Annotated in this window: 20 protein-coding genes; 1 reads left to right on the top strand and 19 read right to left on the bottom strand. The window is 33.0% G+C overall.

Annotated elements, in window-relative coordinates; genetic code table 11:
- Window positions 1-31: 31 nt before the first annotated feature.
- The 17 genes from rplK to ML436_02535 all read right to left on the bottom strand — a co-directional run bounded on the left by rplK (window position 32) and on the right by ML436_02535 (window position 15,861).
- The gene (gene rplK / locus ML436_02615; GenBank protein ID UMT78639.1) at window positions 32-454 is read right to left on the bottom strand and encodes a 50S ribosomal protein L11; all 423 of its coding nucleotides are present in this window, start codon (window positions 452-454) and stop codon (window positions 32-34) included.
- Window positions 455-634: 180 nt separating this feature from the next.
- Window positions 635-1,183 carry a transcription termination/antitermination protein NusG gene (gene nusG, locus ML436_02610; GenBank protein UMT78638.1) on the bottom strand — a complete coding sequence of 183 codons (549 nt, stop codon included), beginning with the start codon at window positions 1,181-1,183 and terminating at the stop codon, window positions 635-637.
- Between the two features lie 12 nt (window positions 1,184-1,195).
- Entirely contained in the window at window positions 1,196-1,378 is a 183-nt protein-coding gene (gene secE / locus ML436_02605) for a preprotein translocase subunit SecE (GenBank protein UMT78637.1), read from the bottom strand.
- Between the two features lie 55 nt (window positions 1,379-1,433).
- Complete coding sequence (rpmG, locus tag ML436_02600) at window positions 1,434-1,577, bottom strand: 50S ribosomal protein L33 (GenBank protein UMT78636.1); 144 nt, start codon at window positions 1,575-1,577, stop codon at window positions 1,434-1,436.
- 115 nt (window positions 1,578-1,692) lie between these two features.
- On the bottom strand, window positions 1,693-2,262 hold the full coding sequence (locus tag ML436_02595; GenBank protein UMT78635.1) for an RNA polymerase sigma factor: 570 nt from the start codon (window positions 2,260-2,262) through the stop codon (window positions 1,693-1,695).
- An 80-nt stretch (window positions 2,263-2,342) separates the two neighbouring features.
- Window positions 2,343-2,867 carry an NYN domain-containing protein gene (locus tag ML436_02590; GenBank protein ID UMT78634.1) on the bottom strand — a complete coding sequence of 175 codons (525 nt, stop codon included), beginning with the start codon at window positions 2,865-2,867 and terminating at the stop codon, window positions 2,343-2,345.
- On the bottom strand, window positions 2,867-3,613 hold the full coding sequence (gene rlmB / locus ML436_02585) for a 23S rRNA (guanosine(2251)-2'-O)-methyltransferase RlmB (GenBank protein ID UMT78633.1): 747 nt from the start codon (window positions 3,611-3,613) through the stop codon (window positions 2,867-2,869). The genes ML436_02590 and rlmB overlap by 1 nt, the downstream gene beginning before the upstream one ends.
- 7 nt (window positions 3,614-3,620) lie before the next feature.
- Entirely contained in the window at window positions 3,621-4,025 is a 405-nt protein-coding gene (locus ML436_02580) for a Mini-ribonuclease 3 (GenBank protein ID UMT78632.1), read from the bottom strand.
- A complete protein-coding gene (gene cysS / locus ML436_02575; protein UMT78631.1) occupies window positions 4,018-5,418 on the bottom strand; it encodes a cysteine--tRNA ligase in 1,401 nt (466 codons plus the stop codon). The genes ML436_02580 and cysS overlap by 8 nt, the downstream gene beginning before the upstream one ends.
- On the bottom strand, window positions 5,402-6,049 hold the full coding sequence (gene cysE / locus ML436_02570; protein ID UMT78630.1) for a serine O-acetyltransferase: 648 nt from the start codon (window positions 6,047-6,049) through the stop codon (window positions 5,402-5,404). Before cysE ends, cysS begins: the two co-directional genes overlap by 17 nt.
- Window positions 6,050-6,461: 412 nt before the next feature.
- Window positions 6,462-7,916 carry a glutamate--tRNA ligase gene (gene gltX / locus ML436_02565; GenBank protein UMT78629.1) on the bottom strand — a complete coding sequence of 485 codons (1,455 nt, stop codon included), beginning with the start codon at window positions 7,914-7,916 and terminating at the stop codon, window positions 6,462-6,464.
- A gap of 491 nt (window positions 7,917-8,407) precedes the next feature.
- Entirely contained in the window at window positions 8,408-9,481 is a 1,074-nt protein-coding gene (locus ML436_02560) for a PIN/TRAM domain-containing protein (protein UMT78628.1), read from the bottom strand.
- A 24-nt stretch (window positions 9,482-9,505) separates the two neighbouring features.
- Window positions 9,506-10,870, bottom strand: coding sequence for a DNA repair protein RadA (gene radA, locus ML436_02555; GenBank protein UMT78627.1), 1,365 nt, complete (start codon window positions 10,868-10,870; stop codon window positions 9,506-9,508).
- Window positions 10,871-11,347: 477 nt separating this feature from the next.
- A complete protein-coding gene (locus tag ML436_02550; protein ID UMT78626.1) occupies window positions 11,348-13,804 on the bottom strand; it encodes an ATP-dependent Clp protease ATP-binding subunit in 2,457 nt (818 codons plus the stop codon).
- Window positions 13,805-13,817: 13 nt separating this feature from the next.
- On the bottom strand, window positions 13,818-14,825 hold the full coding sequence (locus ML436_02545) for a protein arginine kinase (GenBank protein UMT79477.1): 1,008 nt from the start codon (window positions 14,823-14,825) through the stop codon (window positions 13,818-13,820).
- On the bottom strand, window positions 14,815-15,381 hold the full coding sequence (locus ML436_02540) for a UvrB/UvrC motif-containing protein (protein UMT78625.1): 567 nt from the start codon (window positions 15,379-15,381) through the stop codon (window positions 14,815-14,817). The genes ML436_02545 and ML436_02540 overlap by 11 nt, the downstream gene beginning before the upstream one ends.
- 18 nt (window positions 15,382-15,399) lie before the next feature.
- Complete coding sequence (locus tag ML436_02535) at window positions 15,400-15,861, bottom strand: CtsR family transcriptional regulator (GenBank protein UMT78624.1); 462 nt, start codon at window positions 15,859-15,861, stop codon at window positions 15,400-15,402.
- 158 nt (window positions 15,862-16,019) lie between these two features.
- Between ML436_02535 and ML436_02530 the strand changes: the two genes are divergently transcribed.
- The gene (locus ML436_02530; protein UMT78623.1) at window positions 16,020-17,234 is read left to right on the top strand and encodes a NupC/NupG family nucleoside CNT transporter; all 1,215 of its coding nucleotides are present in this window, start codon (window positions 16,020-16,022) and stop codon (window positions 17,232-17,234) included.
- Between the two features lie 194 nt (window positions 17,235-17,428).
- Here ML436_02530 and pdxT read toward each other — a convergent pair whose 3' ends face one another.
- Both pdxT and pdxS read right to left on the bottom strand, forming a co-directional pair.
- On the bottom strand, window positions 17,429-17,989 hold the full coding sequence (gene pdxT, locus ML436_02525) for a pyridoxal 5'-phosphate synthase glutaminase subunit PdxT (GenBank protein ID UMT78622.1): 561 nt from the start codon (window positions 17,987-17,989) through the stop codon (window positions 17,429-17,431).
- Window positions 17,990-17,992: 3 nt separating this feature from the next.
- Window positions 17,993-18,880, bottom strand: a complete 888-nt coding sequence (gene pdxS, locus ML436_02520; GenBank protein UMT78621.1) for a pyridoxal 5'-phosphate synthase lyase subunit PdxS — start codon at window positions 18,878-18,880, stop codon at window positions 17,993-17,995.
- Window positions 18,881-18,890: the final 10 nt, after the last annotated feature.

The following is an 18,890-nucleotide window of genomic DNA, read 5'->3' as shown; positions in this document are numbered from 1 at the left end:
AATCTTTTAATCAAATTTAATATTCGAATTATTATTCTACAACGATACCCATACTACGTGCAGTACCTTCGATAATACGCATAGCTGCTTCTTCGTCTGCAGCGTTTAAGTCTTGCATTTTGCTGTTAGCAATTTCGCGTACTTGATCTTTAGTTACTGTAGCAACTTTAGTTTTGTTTGGTTCACCAGAACCTTTTTCAATACCAGCTGCTTTTTTAAGTAATACTGGAGCCGGTGGAGTTTTTGTAATGAATGTAAATGAACGATCTTCATAAACACTGATTTCTACCGGAATAATTAAACCTGCTTGATCTTGAGTACGTGCATTGAACTCTTTACAGAATCCCATGATGTTCACACCTGCTTGACCTAATGCTGGACCAACTGGTGGTGCTGGATTCGCTTTACCTGCAGGAATTTGTAATTTAACAACTTTATCTACTTTTTTAGCCACGATGTGCACCTCCTTGATATCGTGATGTGGTCACAGGGCTCAGTTTTGCCCTCCCACTCTTAACATTTCGTGACGAAATGGGCGCTCTAAAAGCGCGACCACATAATTTTAACACTTTTCTAATTAAAAAATCAATACTCTTTTTTATCTTTTGGTTAGTTTAATTACTTTAATATTAAATTAAAGCTTTTCAATTTGGTCAAATTCAACTTCAACTGGTGTTTCACGTCCAAACATATCTACTAAAACTGTTAACTTAAACTTATCTGTTTCAATTTCTTGAACTTCACCAACTTGATTTGCAAACGGACCAGATTTAATACGGACTTGTTCACCAACTTCGAGTTCTACATCGATTGTTTTTTCTTTAAGTCCCATTTGTTTTAGAATAAAACGTACTTCATCTGGCAATAATGGATTTGGTTTTGATCCTGCACCAGCAGATCCAACAAACCCAGTAACACCTGGCGTATTTCTAACTACATACCAAGATTCGTCCGTCATTATTAATTCCACTAAAACATAGCCAGGAAATGTCTTCTTAACCGTTGTTTTAGCTTTACCATCTTTTACTTGAGTTTCTTCTTCTTCCGGTATGACTACTCTAAAGATTTGTTCAGTCATATTCATAGATTCTACTCTTTTTTCTAAATTCTTTTTAACTTTGTTTTCATATCCAGAATATGTATGCACTGCATACCAACGCTTTGCGCCAACTTCTTCAGACATGTCTTCACTCCTCTAACCAAATAATAAATTTTTCAATGCTGTAATTCCTAAATCTAAGGCATAGAAAAAGACTAAGAAGAATATAACAGTAGAGACTACAATTACAGTATATTTAAATAGCTCTTCTTTCGTCGGCCAACTTGTTTTTTCCATTTCAGACTTAACGCCTTTAAAGAAACTTTCTTTTTTAGCCATCTGTTCAACCTCCAAATCCTTTGAACATATTTTCAAAGTATTATTTTGAATGTATTTATTTCGATTCTTTATGAATTGTGTGCGTGTTACATTTCGGACAATATTTCTTTAAAGTTAATCTTGTTGCCGAGCCTTCTTGCTTAGGAACATTGTAATTTCTATTGCCACAAACCTCACAATTTAAAGGTATTTTTCTCACAATACTTCACCTTTATTCATTATAATACCAGTATACTATACATAAAATTTATAACAAATGTCAAACTATCCAAGAAGTATCACATGCTTATTTAACCCTATTACTGTAATGAATCTCAAATCATTTTAAAATGCTGTCTTATTTTACTTTTACAACGTTGAATTGCATTATAAATAGTTTTTTCTTTAACATTCATCAATCGGGCAATCTCTCTTGGCTTATATTGTTCGCATATAAAATACATTACTTCCTTTTCAAATACACTTAAATGTTTAAACTGATAAATCAACTCTGAGACAGTCAGTTTATTTAAATAATTTCTTTCAATGTCATGATGATTTAATGCACATGGATATATAACTTTATATTCATTTACTAAGTTATCCATTCTTTTAGAAGATGCTAAACACTTCCTTAAATAATCGTATTTAACTGAAGTGATTAAACATTGAACATAATTCACAAATGGTTGTTCACCATTAAAATCAAATGTTTTAGTTGCTCTATATATCTTTATAAGTATTTCTTGATATAAATCTTCCAAATCATGGTGTTGAAATCCAAATCTTTTCATACGTCGAATGATTATTGGTTTCAAATTCGTAATTAGCTTTTCAAATTCATTTTCGTCAACTATATTGCTGACTTTTCCAACATTATTGTGCGCCGATACATATCTTTCCAAAAATTAAACTAACCCCTTCTACCTTAAGATTATGGTTAGTTTAATACTGTTATATTTAGATTTTCAAGGTGACAATAATCTTACTTTTTATGATGTCCTCGTCGAATTTTTTCGAATTCTGCAAGTATCTCAGAAGAAAGCGGAATTCTAGTTCTTGGCTTATTTTCACTAATATCATCTAACGATTTACTTACGTCGATTTCATTTTCTTTCAAATCTCTCCACATTTCTCTTGAAGAAATCCGATATGCCCCAGATCCAAAAATTGCATGTTGCTCACTCATATCACTAGTAACAACTGTAATGTGTTTTGTATGTTTGTCGTAGAGCTCATACACAAATCGTTCAATAAAACTATCTGCAGTCTCTTTCTCTTTGGTAAAAATCGTTTTAACACCGTGGTACATATACTCTCTCTCGATACCAGATTGCTCGTAAGCATCGAAAACACAAATAATTTCATCTGAAATAACTGCATTATAGTTTGCAATTGCATCAATTAATTGTAACCGTGCTTCTTCCAAATTTTCTTTCGCAATGGCGCTCAATGTTGGTGATTGACCAATCATATTATATCCATCAATGATTAAGTAACGTTCCTTCATTATATTTCTCCAACGTCATGTCTTTTACGAAATACTTCGTACATCATTAAACTTGCAGCAACTGATGCATTTAGGCTGTTCACATGCCCTACCATTGGTATTTTAATGTAGAAGTCGCATTTGTCACTTACTAAGCGACTCATACCTTGACCTTCGCTACCAATGACAATTGCTAATGACATATCCGCTTCAAGATTTCTATAGTCTGTAGCATTATTTGCTTCTGTACCCGCTACCCAAAAACCATTATCTTTAAGTTCATCTATTGTCTTAGCTAAATTAGTTACCCTTATTACAGGGATATGTTCTATCGCACCAGTTGAAGCTTTAGCAACCGTTTGTGTCAAAGTAACTGATCGTCGTTTAGGAATAATCACACCATCAACACCCGTTGCATCTGCAGTTCTTAAAATTGACCCTAAATTGTGCGGATCTTCTAACCCGTCTAATATAAGTACTGTCGATAAACCATCTTTCTCTTTTTGCTGTTTTAAAAATTGTCCGAAATCTGCATATTCGTATGGTGCAATGAGCGCTGCCACACCCTGATGAGGTGCATTTGCTAAAAAATCTAATTTAGATTTTGGTACTGTTTGGACAATGATTTTTTGATCTTTAGCATTTTTTAAAATTTCATTGATTTGTTGTTTTTTTATACCTTCTTGAATCAATATTTTATTTATAGGGTGTCCTGTAATAATTGCTTCTCTAACAGCATGCCTACCAACAATAACTGTATCTTCCATGTCGCCACTACCTTTCATTAACTATGGTTATAATTTTATTTAATAATACCTCTAATCGTTCTTCTCTCTTATCCAAATAAAGAAACCCGATAACAGCTTCCAATGCAGAACTTTTACGATAAGTTTGAATATCGGTATTTTTTGCTTTAGTATGACTTTTCGCATTACGTCCTCGCTTCAAAATCGCCATTTCTTCTTCTGTAAACCATTCATGTTCAATTAGATATTCTAGCGTCTGAGCTTGGCTTTTTGCAGATACATATTTTTTTGACATTTGATGTAATTTATTCGGCTTACTTTTAAGCTTCATAACAATATAATTACGTACATATTGATCTAAAACTGCGTCCCCCATGTATGCTAGAGTTAATGGATTTAATAACTTTATTTGATAATCTTGTTGGTTATCCACGTTTAAATCTAACTCCTTGAGGTGTGTCTTCTAAAATAATATTTTGTTCTTTCAACATATCTCTAATCTCATCAGCTCTTGCAAAATCTTTGTTTTTTCTAGCTTCATTACGTTCTTCGATTAATTTTTCAACATCTTCATCTAATAATTCATCGGCATTTTTAGATTTTAATGGCACACCTAACACATCACTAAAAGTTTGATACACCGCTTTGAATTTATTAATGACTGCTGTGGAAGTCGTATTCTCAAGCACATATTTATTAGCTAATTTTGCTAAATCATACCATGCTGTAATTGCGTTAGCTGTATTAAAATCATCATTCATAACTGTTTCAAAACGATTTAAAATTATATCAATTTGTTCAATATATGACTGTTGATTTTCAATATTAGTAGCAATTTCGGCACGCTCTTCGATTAACTGATAACTATTACGAATACGTTCAAGTCCGCTACGAGCTGATTCTACTAATTCTAAATTGTAATTAATCGGACTTCTATAATGTACACTTATCATAAAGAATCTTAGTACATCAGGATCTACTTCTTTAATAATGTCGTGTACTAAAATAAAGTTACCTAATGATTTACTCATTTTTTCATTATCAATATTTATAAAACCATTATGCATCCAATAATTAGCAAACGGTGCATGATTATGTGCTTCTGATTGCGCAATTTCATTTTCATGATGTGGAAACTGTAAATCCGAACCACCTGCATGAATATCTATCGTTGCACCTAGTTCATGAAATGCCATAACTGAACATTCAATATGCCAGCCTGGACGCCCTTCACCGAATGGGCTATCCCAGCTTATTTCACCTGGTTTTGCTTTTTTCCATAAGGTAAAGTCCAATGCATCTTCCTTATGTTCACCTGCATCTATACGCGCACCAACTTTTAAATCATCAATTGATTGATGACTTAATTTGCCATAGCCATCAAATTTACGTGTTCTAAAGTAAACATCGCCACCGCTTTCATATGCATATCCTTGATCAACTAGTTCTTTAATAAACTTGATAATATCATCCATGTGATCCATCACGCGTGGATTTGATGTTGCTTTCTTCACATTTAAAGCACCTACATCTTCGTGAAATGCTGCAATATATTTTTCTGCTATTTCTGGAACTGATTGATTTAATTCTTGAGAACGTTTAATTAATTTATCGTCTACATCAGTAAAGTTAGACACATATTCTACATCATAACCTTGATATTCAAAGTAACGTCTTACTACGTCATAGTTAATAGCCGGTCTCGCATTACCTATGTGGATATAGTTATATACGGTTGGTCCACATACATACATTTTTACCTTCCCTGGTTCTATTGGTTTGAACACTTCTTTTTGACGAGTAAGTGTATTATATAATGTAATCATCTTGAATCTCTCCATTCCTAGTCTTTTCAAGTTGTCGTTCTAAATGCTTAATTTGTTCATAAATTGGATCTGGTAGGTTACGGTGGTCGAATGTTTTGCCAACTCTGACACCATCTTGTTTAACAATATGCCCTGGTATGCCAACGACTGTTGAATAACTTGGTACCGATTGTAAAACAACTGAATTTGCTCCAATATTTACATTTGAATTTATTTTTATATTACCTAAAACTTTAGCACCTGCTGCGATTAAAACATTATCTCCGATATCCGGATGTCTTTTCCCTTTTTCTTTCCCTGTACCCCCAAGTGTAACTCCTTGATAAATTGTCACATTATCACCGATTGTGCATGTTTCACCAATCACTACACCCATACCGTGGTCAATAAATAGACGCTTACCAATTTTAGCACCTGGATGAATTTCTATACCTGTAAAAAATCTTGAAATTTGAGATATTGCGCGTGCTGCAACATATTTTTTTTGATTGTATAATTTATGTGCAATCAAATGACTCCATACTGCATGTAACCCGGCATATGTTGTAATAATTTCTAATGTTGAACGTGCCGCTGGATCCTGCTCAAATACCATTTTTATGTCGTCTCTCATTCTTTTTAACAAGATCATTTCCTCCTCAACGATTGAACTACATAAATATATAACTGAAGTACCCTTAATTTAATGTAAAAAAGCACCACTAACATTTAATTTTTAATGTTAGAGGCGCTTCCGCACGGTTCCACTCTGAATTCAGTATAGGGCATCTCAAAAGATTATCATTGTTGCAATGTTTGCGAACGACCTCTTTTTAATACCTACTACTCTCGTTATATATTTAATTAAATATACGAAGGTGCATTCATTAATTTTTACGTTGTACTTACAGCAACCGTACACTCTCTGAATCGTATAAATTTAATTACTAATCCTTCGACTTTATAAAATTTAATTCGTTATATTTTAATTTGATAATACAACTTTATCATAGGCGCTTATGTCTTAAAATTCAAGTATATGCTTCAATAATTTAAGTTAATGATTAAATGTACTGTTTTAGACGACTTAACACTTTATCTTTACCAAGCACTTCAATAGTATTTGGTAATTCAGGCCCATGCATTTGACCTGTTACAGCAACTCGAATTGGCATAAATAATTGTTTGCCTTTGATACCTGTTTCTTTTTGTACTTCTTTAATTGTCTTTTTAATTTCTGCTGACTCAAATGTTTCAAGCGCTTCTAGTTTACTATATAAATGAGTCATTAATTCTGGCACTTGTTCACCATCAATCACTTGTTGCTCTTCTTCACCTAAAGCTGGCATTTCTTTAAAGAACATTTCTGATAAAGGCACAATTTCTCCTGCATAACTCATTTCTTTTTGATAAAGTCCGATAAGTTTACGTCCCCATTCCAAATCTTCTTCAGACGCATTCTCAGGTATTAAATTTGCTTTAACTAAATGTGGTAATGCTAATTGGAATACTGTTTCAGTATCTTTTTGCTTCATATATTGGTTATTAACCCACGCTAATTTTTGCTTATCGAAAAATGCTGGTGATTTTGATAAACGCTTTTCATCAAAAATTTTGATGAATTCATCTTTTGAAAAGATTTCTTCTTCACCTTCAGGAGACCATCCTAATAACGCAATAAAATTGAACAACGCTTCTGGTAAGTATCCTAAATCACGATATTGCTCAATAAATTGTAAGATTTGTCCATCACGCTTACTTAACTTTTTACGTTCTTCATTTACAATTAGTGACATATGACCAAAACGAGGTGGTTCCCAGCCAAATGCTTCATAAATCATGATTTGTTTAGGCGTATTTGAAATATGATCATCACCACGAATAACATCTGAAATTTCCATATAGTGATCATCAATAGCTACTGCAAAGTTATATGTTGGAATACCGTCTTTTTTAACGATTACCCAATCTCCAATACCATTTGAATCAAATGAGATATTTCCTTTTACCATATCATCAAATGCGTATGTTTGATTTTGAGGTACTCGGAAACGAATTGATGGCTGACGTCCTTCAGCTTCAAATTGTTGGCGTTGTTCTTCAGTCAAATGCGCATGTTGACCACCATAGCGAGGCATTTCACCACGTGCAATTTGAGCTTCGCGTTCCGCTTCCAATTCTTCTTCAGTCATATAGCATTTATAAGCTTTGTCTTCCGCTAATAATTGATCTATTAGTGGTTGATAGATATGTTGACGCTCAGATTGTCGGTATGGTCCGAATCCTTTGTCTTTATCTACTGACTCATCCCAATCTAAACCTAACCATTTTAAATTATCAAATTGGGATGTTTCACCATCTTCAAGGTTACGTTTTTTATCCGTATCTTCAATGCGGATGACGAAATCTCCATTGTAATGTTTTGCAAACAAGTAATTAAATAACGCAGTTCTTGCGTTACCAATATGAAGGTATCCAGTTGGACTTGGTGCATATCTTACTCTTATGCGGTCACTCATTATATTCACTCCTATATATTCATTATCATGCATTTAAGTTGTTCATTTGTTAGCTTCGACCGTAATAACAAATGTGCTTTTAGTCTTATTGTTAAAATTTGAAACCACGCTTTTTAACACGACTTTTAAAATAATTTCATTGTTATATCATAACATAATTTCCTAGGTAATATGCTTAAATTTTAAATAGATTGTTGTTGCTTTTCAACACTTTAAAAAAGCTATTCTTAAGAAACAAGACTGCTATGCTTATACATTTTAATTATCTTAAAATGTACGACTGCACTGCATAATCAATTCAAGACTAAATTATTAAATCATGTCATCATTGATTTTGCTATTCACTGTCTTAATTTCTATAAGAATAACTTTAATATTTTTTAAACAACCATATCACCAAATGATGTTTTCCAGTGATATTTTAGCATTATTTATAAAGTTTGATAATTCATTTGCTTTAAGGTTATTTATATATAATTGACAATAACCTATTATAAAGTGACTGTATCATCTAATTTTTTAGCAAATACAATTCTTCCTGAAGATGTTTGCAAAAGACTTACTACTTCTAAATGAACGTGACTTCCAATTAGATTTTTAGCATTATCAACAACAACCATCGTACCATCATCCAAATATCCAACAGCTTGACCAGGCTCTTTGCCCATCTTTGTTAATAAAATATGTAGCTGATCTCCTTGATGTACATTTGGTTTAATTGCTTCTGATAGATCATTAACATTTAATGCTTTTATGCCATGTACATGACAAACTTTATTCAAATTAAAATCTGTTGTAATAATGCTTGCATGATATTGCTTTGCCAATTTTAATAACATCGTGTCGATGTCACTATGTGATTTAGTTGGATGTATAACTTTTGTTGGATAATCCAAGTCATACAATTCATTCAATATGTCCAACCCTCTTTTACCTTTTTCTCGTTTTACACTGTCATTCGAATCTGCAACAATTTGCAATTCATTAATCACACCTTGTGGAATTAAAATATTGCCATCGATAAAACCGCAACGAATAACCTCTAAAATTCGTCCGTCAATAATTGCGCTTGTGTCGATAATTTTTGGTGTTGCACTTTTAGTGTGTTGAGACATAGAACGTGCGATATTTTCAGGTAAAAACATTAACATTTCATCTCGTTTTTTAAGTCCGAATTGAAAACCAAAATAGCATAATAATATTGTAATTATAACTGGAATGAAATGATTGAAAATAGAATTACCAATTGATTCTAATATAAATGAAACCATGACAGATATCAGCAATCCAATGATTAAGCCTATCGTAGCAAATAATATTTCAACAGCGCTTCTACGCATTATAAAATGTTCTAAACCTCTTATAGCATTCGCAAATCGTCTAATAAATATGCCCAAGACTAAGAAAATAAAAATACTTCCAATTATCCCATCAACATAGTGATTTTTTAATAAATTTGAGTCTTGCAAACCAAGATCATTGGCAATTTCAGGAATAACGATAATTCCTAATGCACTCCCAATAATTAAGTAAATAATAATTACAATTAGTTTAACGATATTCACACAATGTCCTCCTTTCTAGATGTTTTATGAATGAAGAGCGAATGAAAGAGCTTCATGTACAGAAGTTACGCCAATGACTTGAATCCCTTCTGGATATGTCCATCCACCAATATTATTTTTCGGAATAATTGCACGTTTGAATCCTAACTTTGCGGCTTCTTGTACACGTTGTTCTATTCGAGATACTCGACGTACCTCACCCGTTAAACCAACTTCTCCAATGTAACAATCTAAACCATCAACTGCTTTATCTTTAAAGCTTGATGCGGTAGCTACAATTACACTTAAATCAACAGCTGGCTCTGTTAATTTCACACCACCTGCGACTTTGATATAAGCATCTTGTTGCTGTAATAGATAATTTTCTTTCTTTTCTAAAACAGCCATTAGTAAGCTAAGTCGATTATGATCAATTCCCGTTGCCATTCTTCTTGGATTATTAAATGTTGTCGGTGTTACAAGTGCTTGTACTTCTATTAAAAGCGGTCTGGTACCTTCCATCGTTGCAACAATTGTTGACCCAGGAACATTTGTAGAACGTTCTTCTAAAAACATTTCAGACGGATTATTAACACCTTTTAATCCACTTTGTTTCATTTCAAAAATACCCATTTCATTTGTAGAACCAAAACGGTTTTTAACAGCACGTAAAATTCGATATGCATGATGTTCATCACCTTCAAAATAAAGTACTGTATCTACCATATGTTCAAGTAATCTAGGTCCTGCAATTTGACCTTCTTTCGTTACATGTCCAACAATAAAAGTTGCAATATTCATTTGTTTTGCAATGTTCATTAAACTTTGTGTACTTTCACGAACTTGTGAAACAGAACCCGGTGCCGAACTAATTTCGGGATGATAAATCGTTTGTATAGAATCAACTACTAGCAAGTCTGGTTGTTCCTCTTTAACTGTTTGATAAATAACTTCTAAATCTGTTTCTGCTAATACTTGCAATTCACTAGAGTCTTCATCTAAACGCTCTGCTCGAAGTTTCGTTTGATTAAGGGATTCTTCCCCCGTAATATATAACACTTTTTTCTTTTGTGATAAAGAAGCACAAATTTGTAACAGTAACGTTGACTTACCAATACCTGGATCTCCACCTATCAAGACAAGTGATCCGCTAACAATACCGCCACCTAATACGCGGTTGAATTCTGCAGAATCCGTCAACACTCTCGGTGTCGTTTCATGTTTAATGCTATTTAATTTTTGTACTTTACCAGCTAATTCTTTTGTTTTTACTCCATGCTTTGGATTGGCAGCTTTTTCAACAATTTCCTCCATTTGATTCCAAGCACCACAATTGGGACATTTTCCCATCCATTTAGGAGATTGATAACCACAAGCCATACATTCAAAAACCACTTTTTTCTTGGCCAAAATTGCACCTCCACTTTCCTTTGAACAAATCTATTTTAAACGCACAACCTCATTATGACAAATTAAATGTGAGTTACATTTGTTTGTATTTTAACATGAGTACTAAGGCAAACTGTTTTATTAGTTTTATTTTTTACGAATATTATAAAATAAACTTGTATAATGTTGATAGAAGTTGACTTTCTAACCTAAAATCTTAATACTTTCTTATTAAATTAATTCAACTCAACTTGTCACAATATTGTAGAAAATCATTTTTATTTGATATGTCTTAATGTTACATCAAATAGCCATTTTTTTATAACCCATAAGTTTTAACTATATTGCATAGTTCAGTTTATAATACATAAATCAACAAGCATCAATAGAATTTCCTAACTTCAAACACTATTCTAACTCAATGAATATAGTTATTTAATTAACCTGCATAGAAAAAGACAGTCCAAAACAAATTAATGTTTCAGGCTGTCTTTATTATTATGCTTTTGAAGTTTCTATAGTTTCAGAAGATTCTTCACCGATGTCGTATTTGAATTTTTTTCCATCATGGTCCACCGTAACTTTTTTACCTTCAATTTTATTGCCATCTAAAATCAATTCACTTAAATTATCTTCGATAGTTTTTTGAATTGCTCTAATCAATGGTCTTGCACCATATTCAGGATCATATCCTTCTTCAGCGATTTTATCTTTTGCTTTATCTGTAACTACAATATTAATATTTTGTTCTGACAAACGATTAGTTAATTTATTAACCATCATTGTAACGATTTCTTTTAGTTCTTCTTTTGTTAATTTGTGGAATACAATAATATCATCAACACGGTTTAAAAATTCTGGGCGGAATGAGTTTTTCAATTCTTTCAACATTGTTTTACGAATAGTTTCATAGTCTTGTCCATCACTTGATCCACCGAATCCTGCAAAGCGTTGATCTTGTAATTCTTGAGCACCAACATTTGAAGTCATAATTATAATCGTGTTTCTAAAATCAACTGTACGACCTTTCGTATCTGTTAAATGCCCATCATCAAGAACTTGTAATAAAATATTAAATACATCAGGATGTGCTTTTTCAATTTCATCGAATAAGATTACAGAATATGGTTTACGTCTAACTTTTTCAGTTAACTGTCCACCATCATCATGTCCTACATATCCTGGAGGTGCACCGACTAAACGACTCACAGCGTGTTTTTCCATAAATTCACTCATGTCAACACGAATCATTGCATCATCATCACCAAACATTGATTCCGCTAAAGCTCTAGCTAATTCTGTTTTACCAACACCAGTTGGACCAAGGAAAATAAAACTACCAATTGGACGTTTCGGATCTTTCAATCCTGCACGTGCACGTCTAACTGCCTTACTAATAGAATTAACCGCATCTTTTTGACCAATAACTCTCTCATGTAACGTATCTTCAAGACTAAGAAGTTTTTCAGATTCTGTTTCATTGATTTTAGTCAATGGGATACCTGTCCATCCTGCAATGACTTCAGCAATATCTTCTTCTGATAAAGACGTTGACATGCCATTTTGCGCATTTTTCCATTCATTTTTAGCTTCTTCATATTGTTTCTCAAGTTTTGTTTGTTTATCACGTAAATTAGCAGCATTTTCAAACTCTTGCGCATGTACTGCTGCATCTTTTTCATTTTTGACTTTTTCAATTTCTTGTTCAATTTCTTTTAAATTGTTAGGAGTCGTGTGACTTTTAAGCCTAACTTTAGAGCTTGCTTCATCAATTAAATCAATTGCTTTGTCTGGTAGGAAGCGATCAGAAACATATCTATTACTTAATTTAACGGCCGCTTCGATAGCTTCATCTGAAATATTGATACGATGATGTGCTTCATATCGGTCTCTTAAACCTTTTAAAATAGCTACTGTATCAACAACTGAAGGTTCATCAACTTGTACTGGTTGGAATCGACGTTCTAAGGCTGCATCTTTTTCAATGTTTTTACGATATTCATCTAAAGTTGTAGCACCAATACATTGCAATTCACCACGTGCTAATGCTGGTTTTAGAATGTTAGATGCATCTATTGCACCTTCTGCACCACCAGCACCAACTAAAGTATGCAATTCATCAATAAACAGAATTACATTACCTGCTTGTTGAATTTCTTCCATAACTTTTTTTAAACGTTCTTCAAACTCACCACGATATTTTGTACCTGCAACAACTGTTCCCATATCTAATGACATAACTCTTTTATCTTTTAATGTCTCAGGAACTTCGTTATTCACAATTGCTTGCGCCAATCCTTCTGCGATAGCAGTTTTACCAACGCCTGGTTCTCCAATAAGTACTGGATTGTTTTTAGTACGTCTACTTAACACTTCGATAACACGTGTAATTTCTTTATCGCGTCCAATAACAGGATCTAATGTACCATCTTTAGCAATGACAGTTAAATCACGCGCTAAACTATCTAATGTAGGCGTGCTATTAGCTTTAGTTGCTTGTGCATTTTTATTACTCATTTCCGGATTTCCTAAAGCTTTTACAACTTGTGCACGTGCTTTTGTAATATTTAAATCAAGATTTGCAAATACTCTTGCAGCAACACCTTCATTTTCACGGATTAAACCTAATAAAATATGTTCTGTTCCGACAAAATTATGATGTAACTTTCTAGCCTCATCCATAGACAATTCAATTACTTTTTTAGCTCTAGGTGTGTAATGCAAAGTTCCAACATGATCTTGACCATGTCCAATTAACTTTTCAACTTCTTCAACTACTTTATCTTCAGTAATGTTAAAACTTTCTAATACTTTTGCAGCAATTCCTTCGGGTTCTTTCATTAAACCTAATAATAAATGTTCTGTACCTATGTTTGAATGATTTAAACGAATTGCTTCTTCTTGAGCATGTGCTAACACTCGCTGCGCACGTTCAGTTAATCTACCAAATAACATATATAATGACCTCCTACTTTATGTGTTCTCTTAGTATATCTGCTCGTTTTTCTTTCACAAATTTGTCATCCTCTTCATCTAATAAAAATGGTGATTGTATACCAACCATTAATTCATTAAATTTAAAGTTTTGTAATTTAATATAATCTAAATCTATACCAAGTTTAACTTCGCTTAATCTATAAGAAGCCTCTTCCATAGTTATCATTCTACAATTTTGTAAAATGCCTAGCGAGCGAAAAACACGGTCTTGAGTTTCTAATTGATTATAAGTGTCTAATTTTTGTCTTATCTGTTTTTCTTCATGAATAATTTGGTTAACAACTTCAGTTAATGTTTCAATAATTTCTAGTTCTGATTTACCAAGTGTAAGTTGATTAGAAACCTGATAAGTGTGTCCATAAACTTGTGACCCTTCACCATATATACCTCTAATGGTATATCCGAACCTATTAATTGTTTGAGCAATTCGAGTCATTCTTTTCATAATAGATAAACCAGGTAAATGTAGCATCACACTTGCTCGCATCCCAGTACCTATATTTGTAGGACATGTAGTTAAATATCCAAGTTTTTCATCATAACTAATATCAAGGTTACGATCTAATTCATCATCAATTGCTGAAGCCTGATCATATAACGATTGCAATGTCGTATTAGTACCCATTGCTTGAATACGAATATGATCTTCTTCATTTATCATTACACTTAAAGACTCATCATTATTTACTAATACTGCTGCTGCAGGTTGTTTTATTAATTCTGGGCTAATTAAATGTTTAGCGACCATCTTCATTTTACTTTGCTGATCCATTTGATCTAGTCGCATTAATTGAAAATGTGGTAAAGCATCTTGTACTTCATTTATTACCCTAAAGCCATCATTTTCAGAAGCATACATTAACGGATGCACATGATTTTCTAAATTGCGCGCTAATCGTATTCGTGAAGACATCACAATCGGCGCTTCTTTATCGTTTTTCATCCATTCGCTGATATTATCGTGAATGTTATGCGTCATCATGTTGCACCTCACCTTCAGACTTTAGCGCTTTTATTTCATCTCTGACAATAGCCGCTTGCTCAAAGTCTTGCACTTCTATAAGTTGCTTTAAATAATTATTTTTCTCTTCAATTTTCTTTTTTAATGCAATTTTTTTATGTGAAGAATGTGGTGTCTTTCCTACGTGTTCAAATTGTCCACCTTGAACTCTGCGGACGATATCAATAATGTCATCTTTAAATGTCGCGTAACAGTTAGCACAACCGAATTTACCCACATGTGCGATATCTTTTAATGTCATATCACATGTAGGACAACGCTTTTCTTCTTTAAATGCCACATCCTGAAAATTAATACCATGCTTTGTCGCTAAATGTTGTAAAATTTGTTTAACAACAAATGCTTCTTCGATATCATCTTGGTGTTCTTGATAATCAGGTTGTTCATACGCTTGATTCCATGGATAATGACCTTCTGCACAAGTTTGACACACCATTTTTTCTTCTGTTTTATTTTTACTTGTAACTTTGATTTTTAATTCCGCTTCATTAAGTTGACAATTTTCACAGAGCACTTCAACACCTCATTTCATTTAGTAATAGTTTATAACTGGTAACAATCGTTTTAAAATATTTGCTCTAATAATGTCTCTAGAAACCATATCCATTGACAGTGTTTCCCTATCAATTACTGCTTGAATCATTTTAGCTTCTCGCTCATTTATTAGTAATTTATCTAAAAGCCCATCAATAATATAATAAGCTTGTTGTTGAGAAATAGAAGGTCCTATCAACTGAAGCAAATGATTAATATAACCTGTTGCATCTTTGTTTTCGATTTTAGTGATGCGAATGTATCCACCGCCACCACGTTTACTTTCAATCTCATAACCATGTTCATTAGTAAATCGAGTTTTGATAACATAGTTCAATTGTGAAGGTACGCAATCAAATCGCTGCGCAATGTTCGCTCTTTGAATTTCAACTACATCTTCATTTGACTCTTCAAATAATCGTTTGATGTATTGTTCTATGATGTCCGACATATTGTGCATAAATATCACCCCTTTTTGACCTTCTTTGACTATATTATATGACCTATTTTGACCTTTTTCAATTAATTTGTTTTTATATTTTCAAAAATTTATGATGTTAGCCCTTCCATTTTATTGTATGATAGATTGTAGAAAAAACTAAAGGAATGAAAAAATATATGCATATTCTAATTGGGATTATCGGAATTATCTTCTTTTTAGCACTTGCGTTTTTATTTAGCTCAGACAAGAAAAATATACGCTGGCAATATGTAGGAATTTTGCTTGCTATTCAACTTGTCTTTGCCTTTATTTTACTTAAAACTACAATGGGTATCACAGTTATTGGTGGTATATCAAATGGTTTTAATTACTTATTATTAAAAGCAGCAGACGGTGTTAACTTTGTTTTTGGTGGTATTCAATATATCAACCCTAAACAACCTCCATTCTTCTTTAGTGTATTATTACCTATCGTATTTATTTCAGCGATTATTGGTATCTTACAATACACAAAGATTTTACCTTTAATCATTAACGTTTTAGGTTTCTTGATTTCTAAAATTAATGGTATGGGTCGTTTGGAATCATATAATGCTGTTGCGGCAGCCATTTTGGGACAATCTGAAGTATTTATTTCAATTAAAAAACAATTGCCATACATACCTAAGCAACGTCTTTATACATTAACAGCTTCAGCAATGTCAACGGTATCAGCTTCAATTATTGGTGCATACTTTACCTTAATTGAACCTAAATATGTTGTAACGGCTGTTGTCTTAAACTTATTTGGTGGTTTCATCATCGCTTCAATTATTAATCCTTATAAAGTTAATGAAGAAGATGACAAATTATTAGTTGAAGAAACTGAAGAAAGACAACAATCATTCTTCGAAATGCTAGGAGAATATATTTTAGATGGATTTAAAGTAGCTGTCATTGTAGGCGCAATGTTAATCGGATACATTGCAATCATTGCATTATTAAATGGTATTGTAAGTAATATCTTTAGTGCTGTATCTGGTGGCGCAATTTCATGGGATTTCCAAACATTAATTGGATTTGTATTTGCACCATTTGCATTCTTGGTAGGTGTACCATGGCAAGATGCTGTACAAGCTGGATCAGTTATGGCAACAAAATTATTATCAAATGAATTCGTTGCAATGCAAGCACTAGGAAAACTTGGTGATTTATCTGAACATGCCAAAGGTGTTACTTCAGTATTCTTAGTATCATTTGCAAACTTTAGTTCTATTGGTATTATTTCAGGTGCTATTAAGTCACTTAATGATAAAAAAGGTGATACAGTTGCCCGCTTCGGATTAAAACTATTATTCGGTGCCACACTTGTATCATTCATCTCAGCTGCTATTGCTGGATTCTTTATTTAATAACTAAATCAACTTTAAATAATTTATCCCTTCGAAGTAGACTCTTTTAAGTCATTACTTTGAAGGGATATTTTTATACTTTTATATTTTAAAATACTATAGAAACCCCCTCCAAATATGCTTTGAAGGGGATTTTATCTTACAAAGTTAATTCAATGTATAGTTACTTTAAAAACTGTATAGTTGATATAGAACTACTTTTTACCTACAATTTGATCAATAAAGTAAGCAGTTACTCTATAGTCATCAGTTAATTCAGGATGGAATGAGACACCTAAATATTTGCCTTGTTGAACAGCGACAATTTTATCATTAACTTCACATAAGATATCCACATCTTGCCCTACTTTTTCAATATGAGGTGCTCTTATAAAAACACCCTCAATATCAGTAGCAATACCTTTAATATTTAATTCTGTTTCAAAACTGTCAACTTGTCTACCAAATGAATTTCGTTGAACAGTAATATTCAACTTATTAAGATATCCATCTTCATCGATAATATCTTGAGCAAGTACAATTAAACCTGCACATGTGCCAAACATCGGCAATGAAGAATTTTGTAACGCCTCTTTAAAACCATATAAATTCATTAAGCGACGCAATGTAGTTGATTCACCACCAGGCAATATCAAACCGTCAATGTCTTGTAATTGTTCTACTTTTTTTACTGCCACACCTTCATGACCACTCAATTCAATATGTCGAATATGTTCACGAACTGCACCTTGTAGTGCTAACACACCTATTTTCATATCTTACCAACCACGCTCTTGCATACGTTCTTCTAATGATAATTGGTTAATATCTAAACCTTTCATAGCAGTGCCTAATTCACTTGCTAATCTTCCAATTAATTCATAATCTTGATAATGTGTTGTTGCTTGAACAATTGCCTTAGCAAATTTCTCTGGGTCTTCTGATTTGAAAATACCTGATCCAACGAATACGCCGTCAGCTCCTAATTCCATCATTAAGGCAGCATCTTGAGGAGTTGCAACACCACCTGCAGCAAAGTTAACTACTGGTAAACGACCATTGTCTTTAATTTGTTTTAAAATTTCATATGGTGCACCGATATCTTTCGCGAAAGTCATAATTTCATCATCATTCATTACAGTCAATCGACTAACTTCTGAATTAACTTGTCTCATATGTCTTACAGCTTCTACAATATTACCTGTACCAGGTTCACCTTTAGTACGTAACATAGCAGCACCTTCACCAATTCTACGTGCTGCCTCACCTAAATTACGGCAACCACATACAAATGGTACTGTAAATTGATCTTTTCTTAAGTGATATTCCTCATCTGCTGGTGTTAATACTTCTGATTCATCAATGTAGTCTACACCCATTGCTTCTAATACTCTTGCTTCAGTGATATGACCAATACGTGCTTTTGCCATAACTGGAATAGAAACAGCATTCATAACTTCTTCTACAATTTTAGGATTTGCCATACGTGCAACACCACCTGCTGCTCTGATATCAGAAGGTACACGTTCTAATGCCATTACTGCTACTGCGCCAGCTTCTTCTGCTATTCTTGCTTGTTCAGCATTGACAACGTCCATAATAACGCCGCCTTTTTGCATTTCTGCCATACCTCTTTTGACTCTGTCTGATCCAATAATTTTACTCATTATATATAAA

Origin of the sequence: Staphylococcus roterodami (assembly GCA_022493055.1) — a bacterium.
Taxonomy (GTDB): domain Bacteria; phylum Bacillota; class Bacilli; order Staphylococcales; family Staphylococcaceae; genus Staphylococcus; species Staphylococcus singaporensis.
The sequence above is the reverse complement of the archived record's forward strand: the minus strand, read 5'-3'. Positions and strand labels throughout refer to the sequence as shown.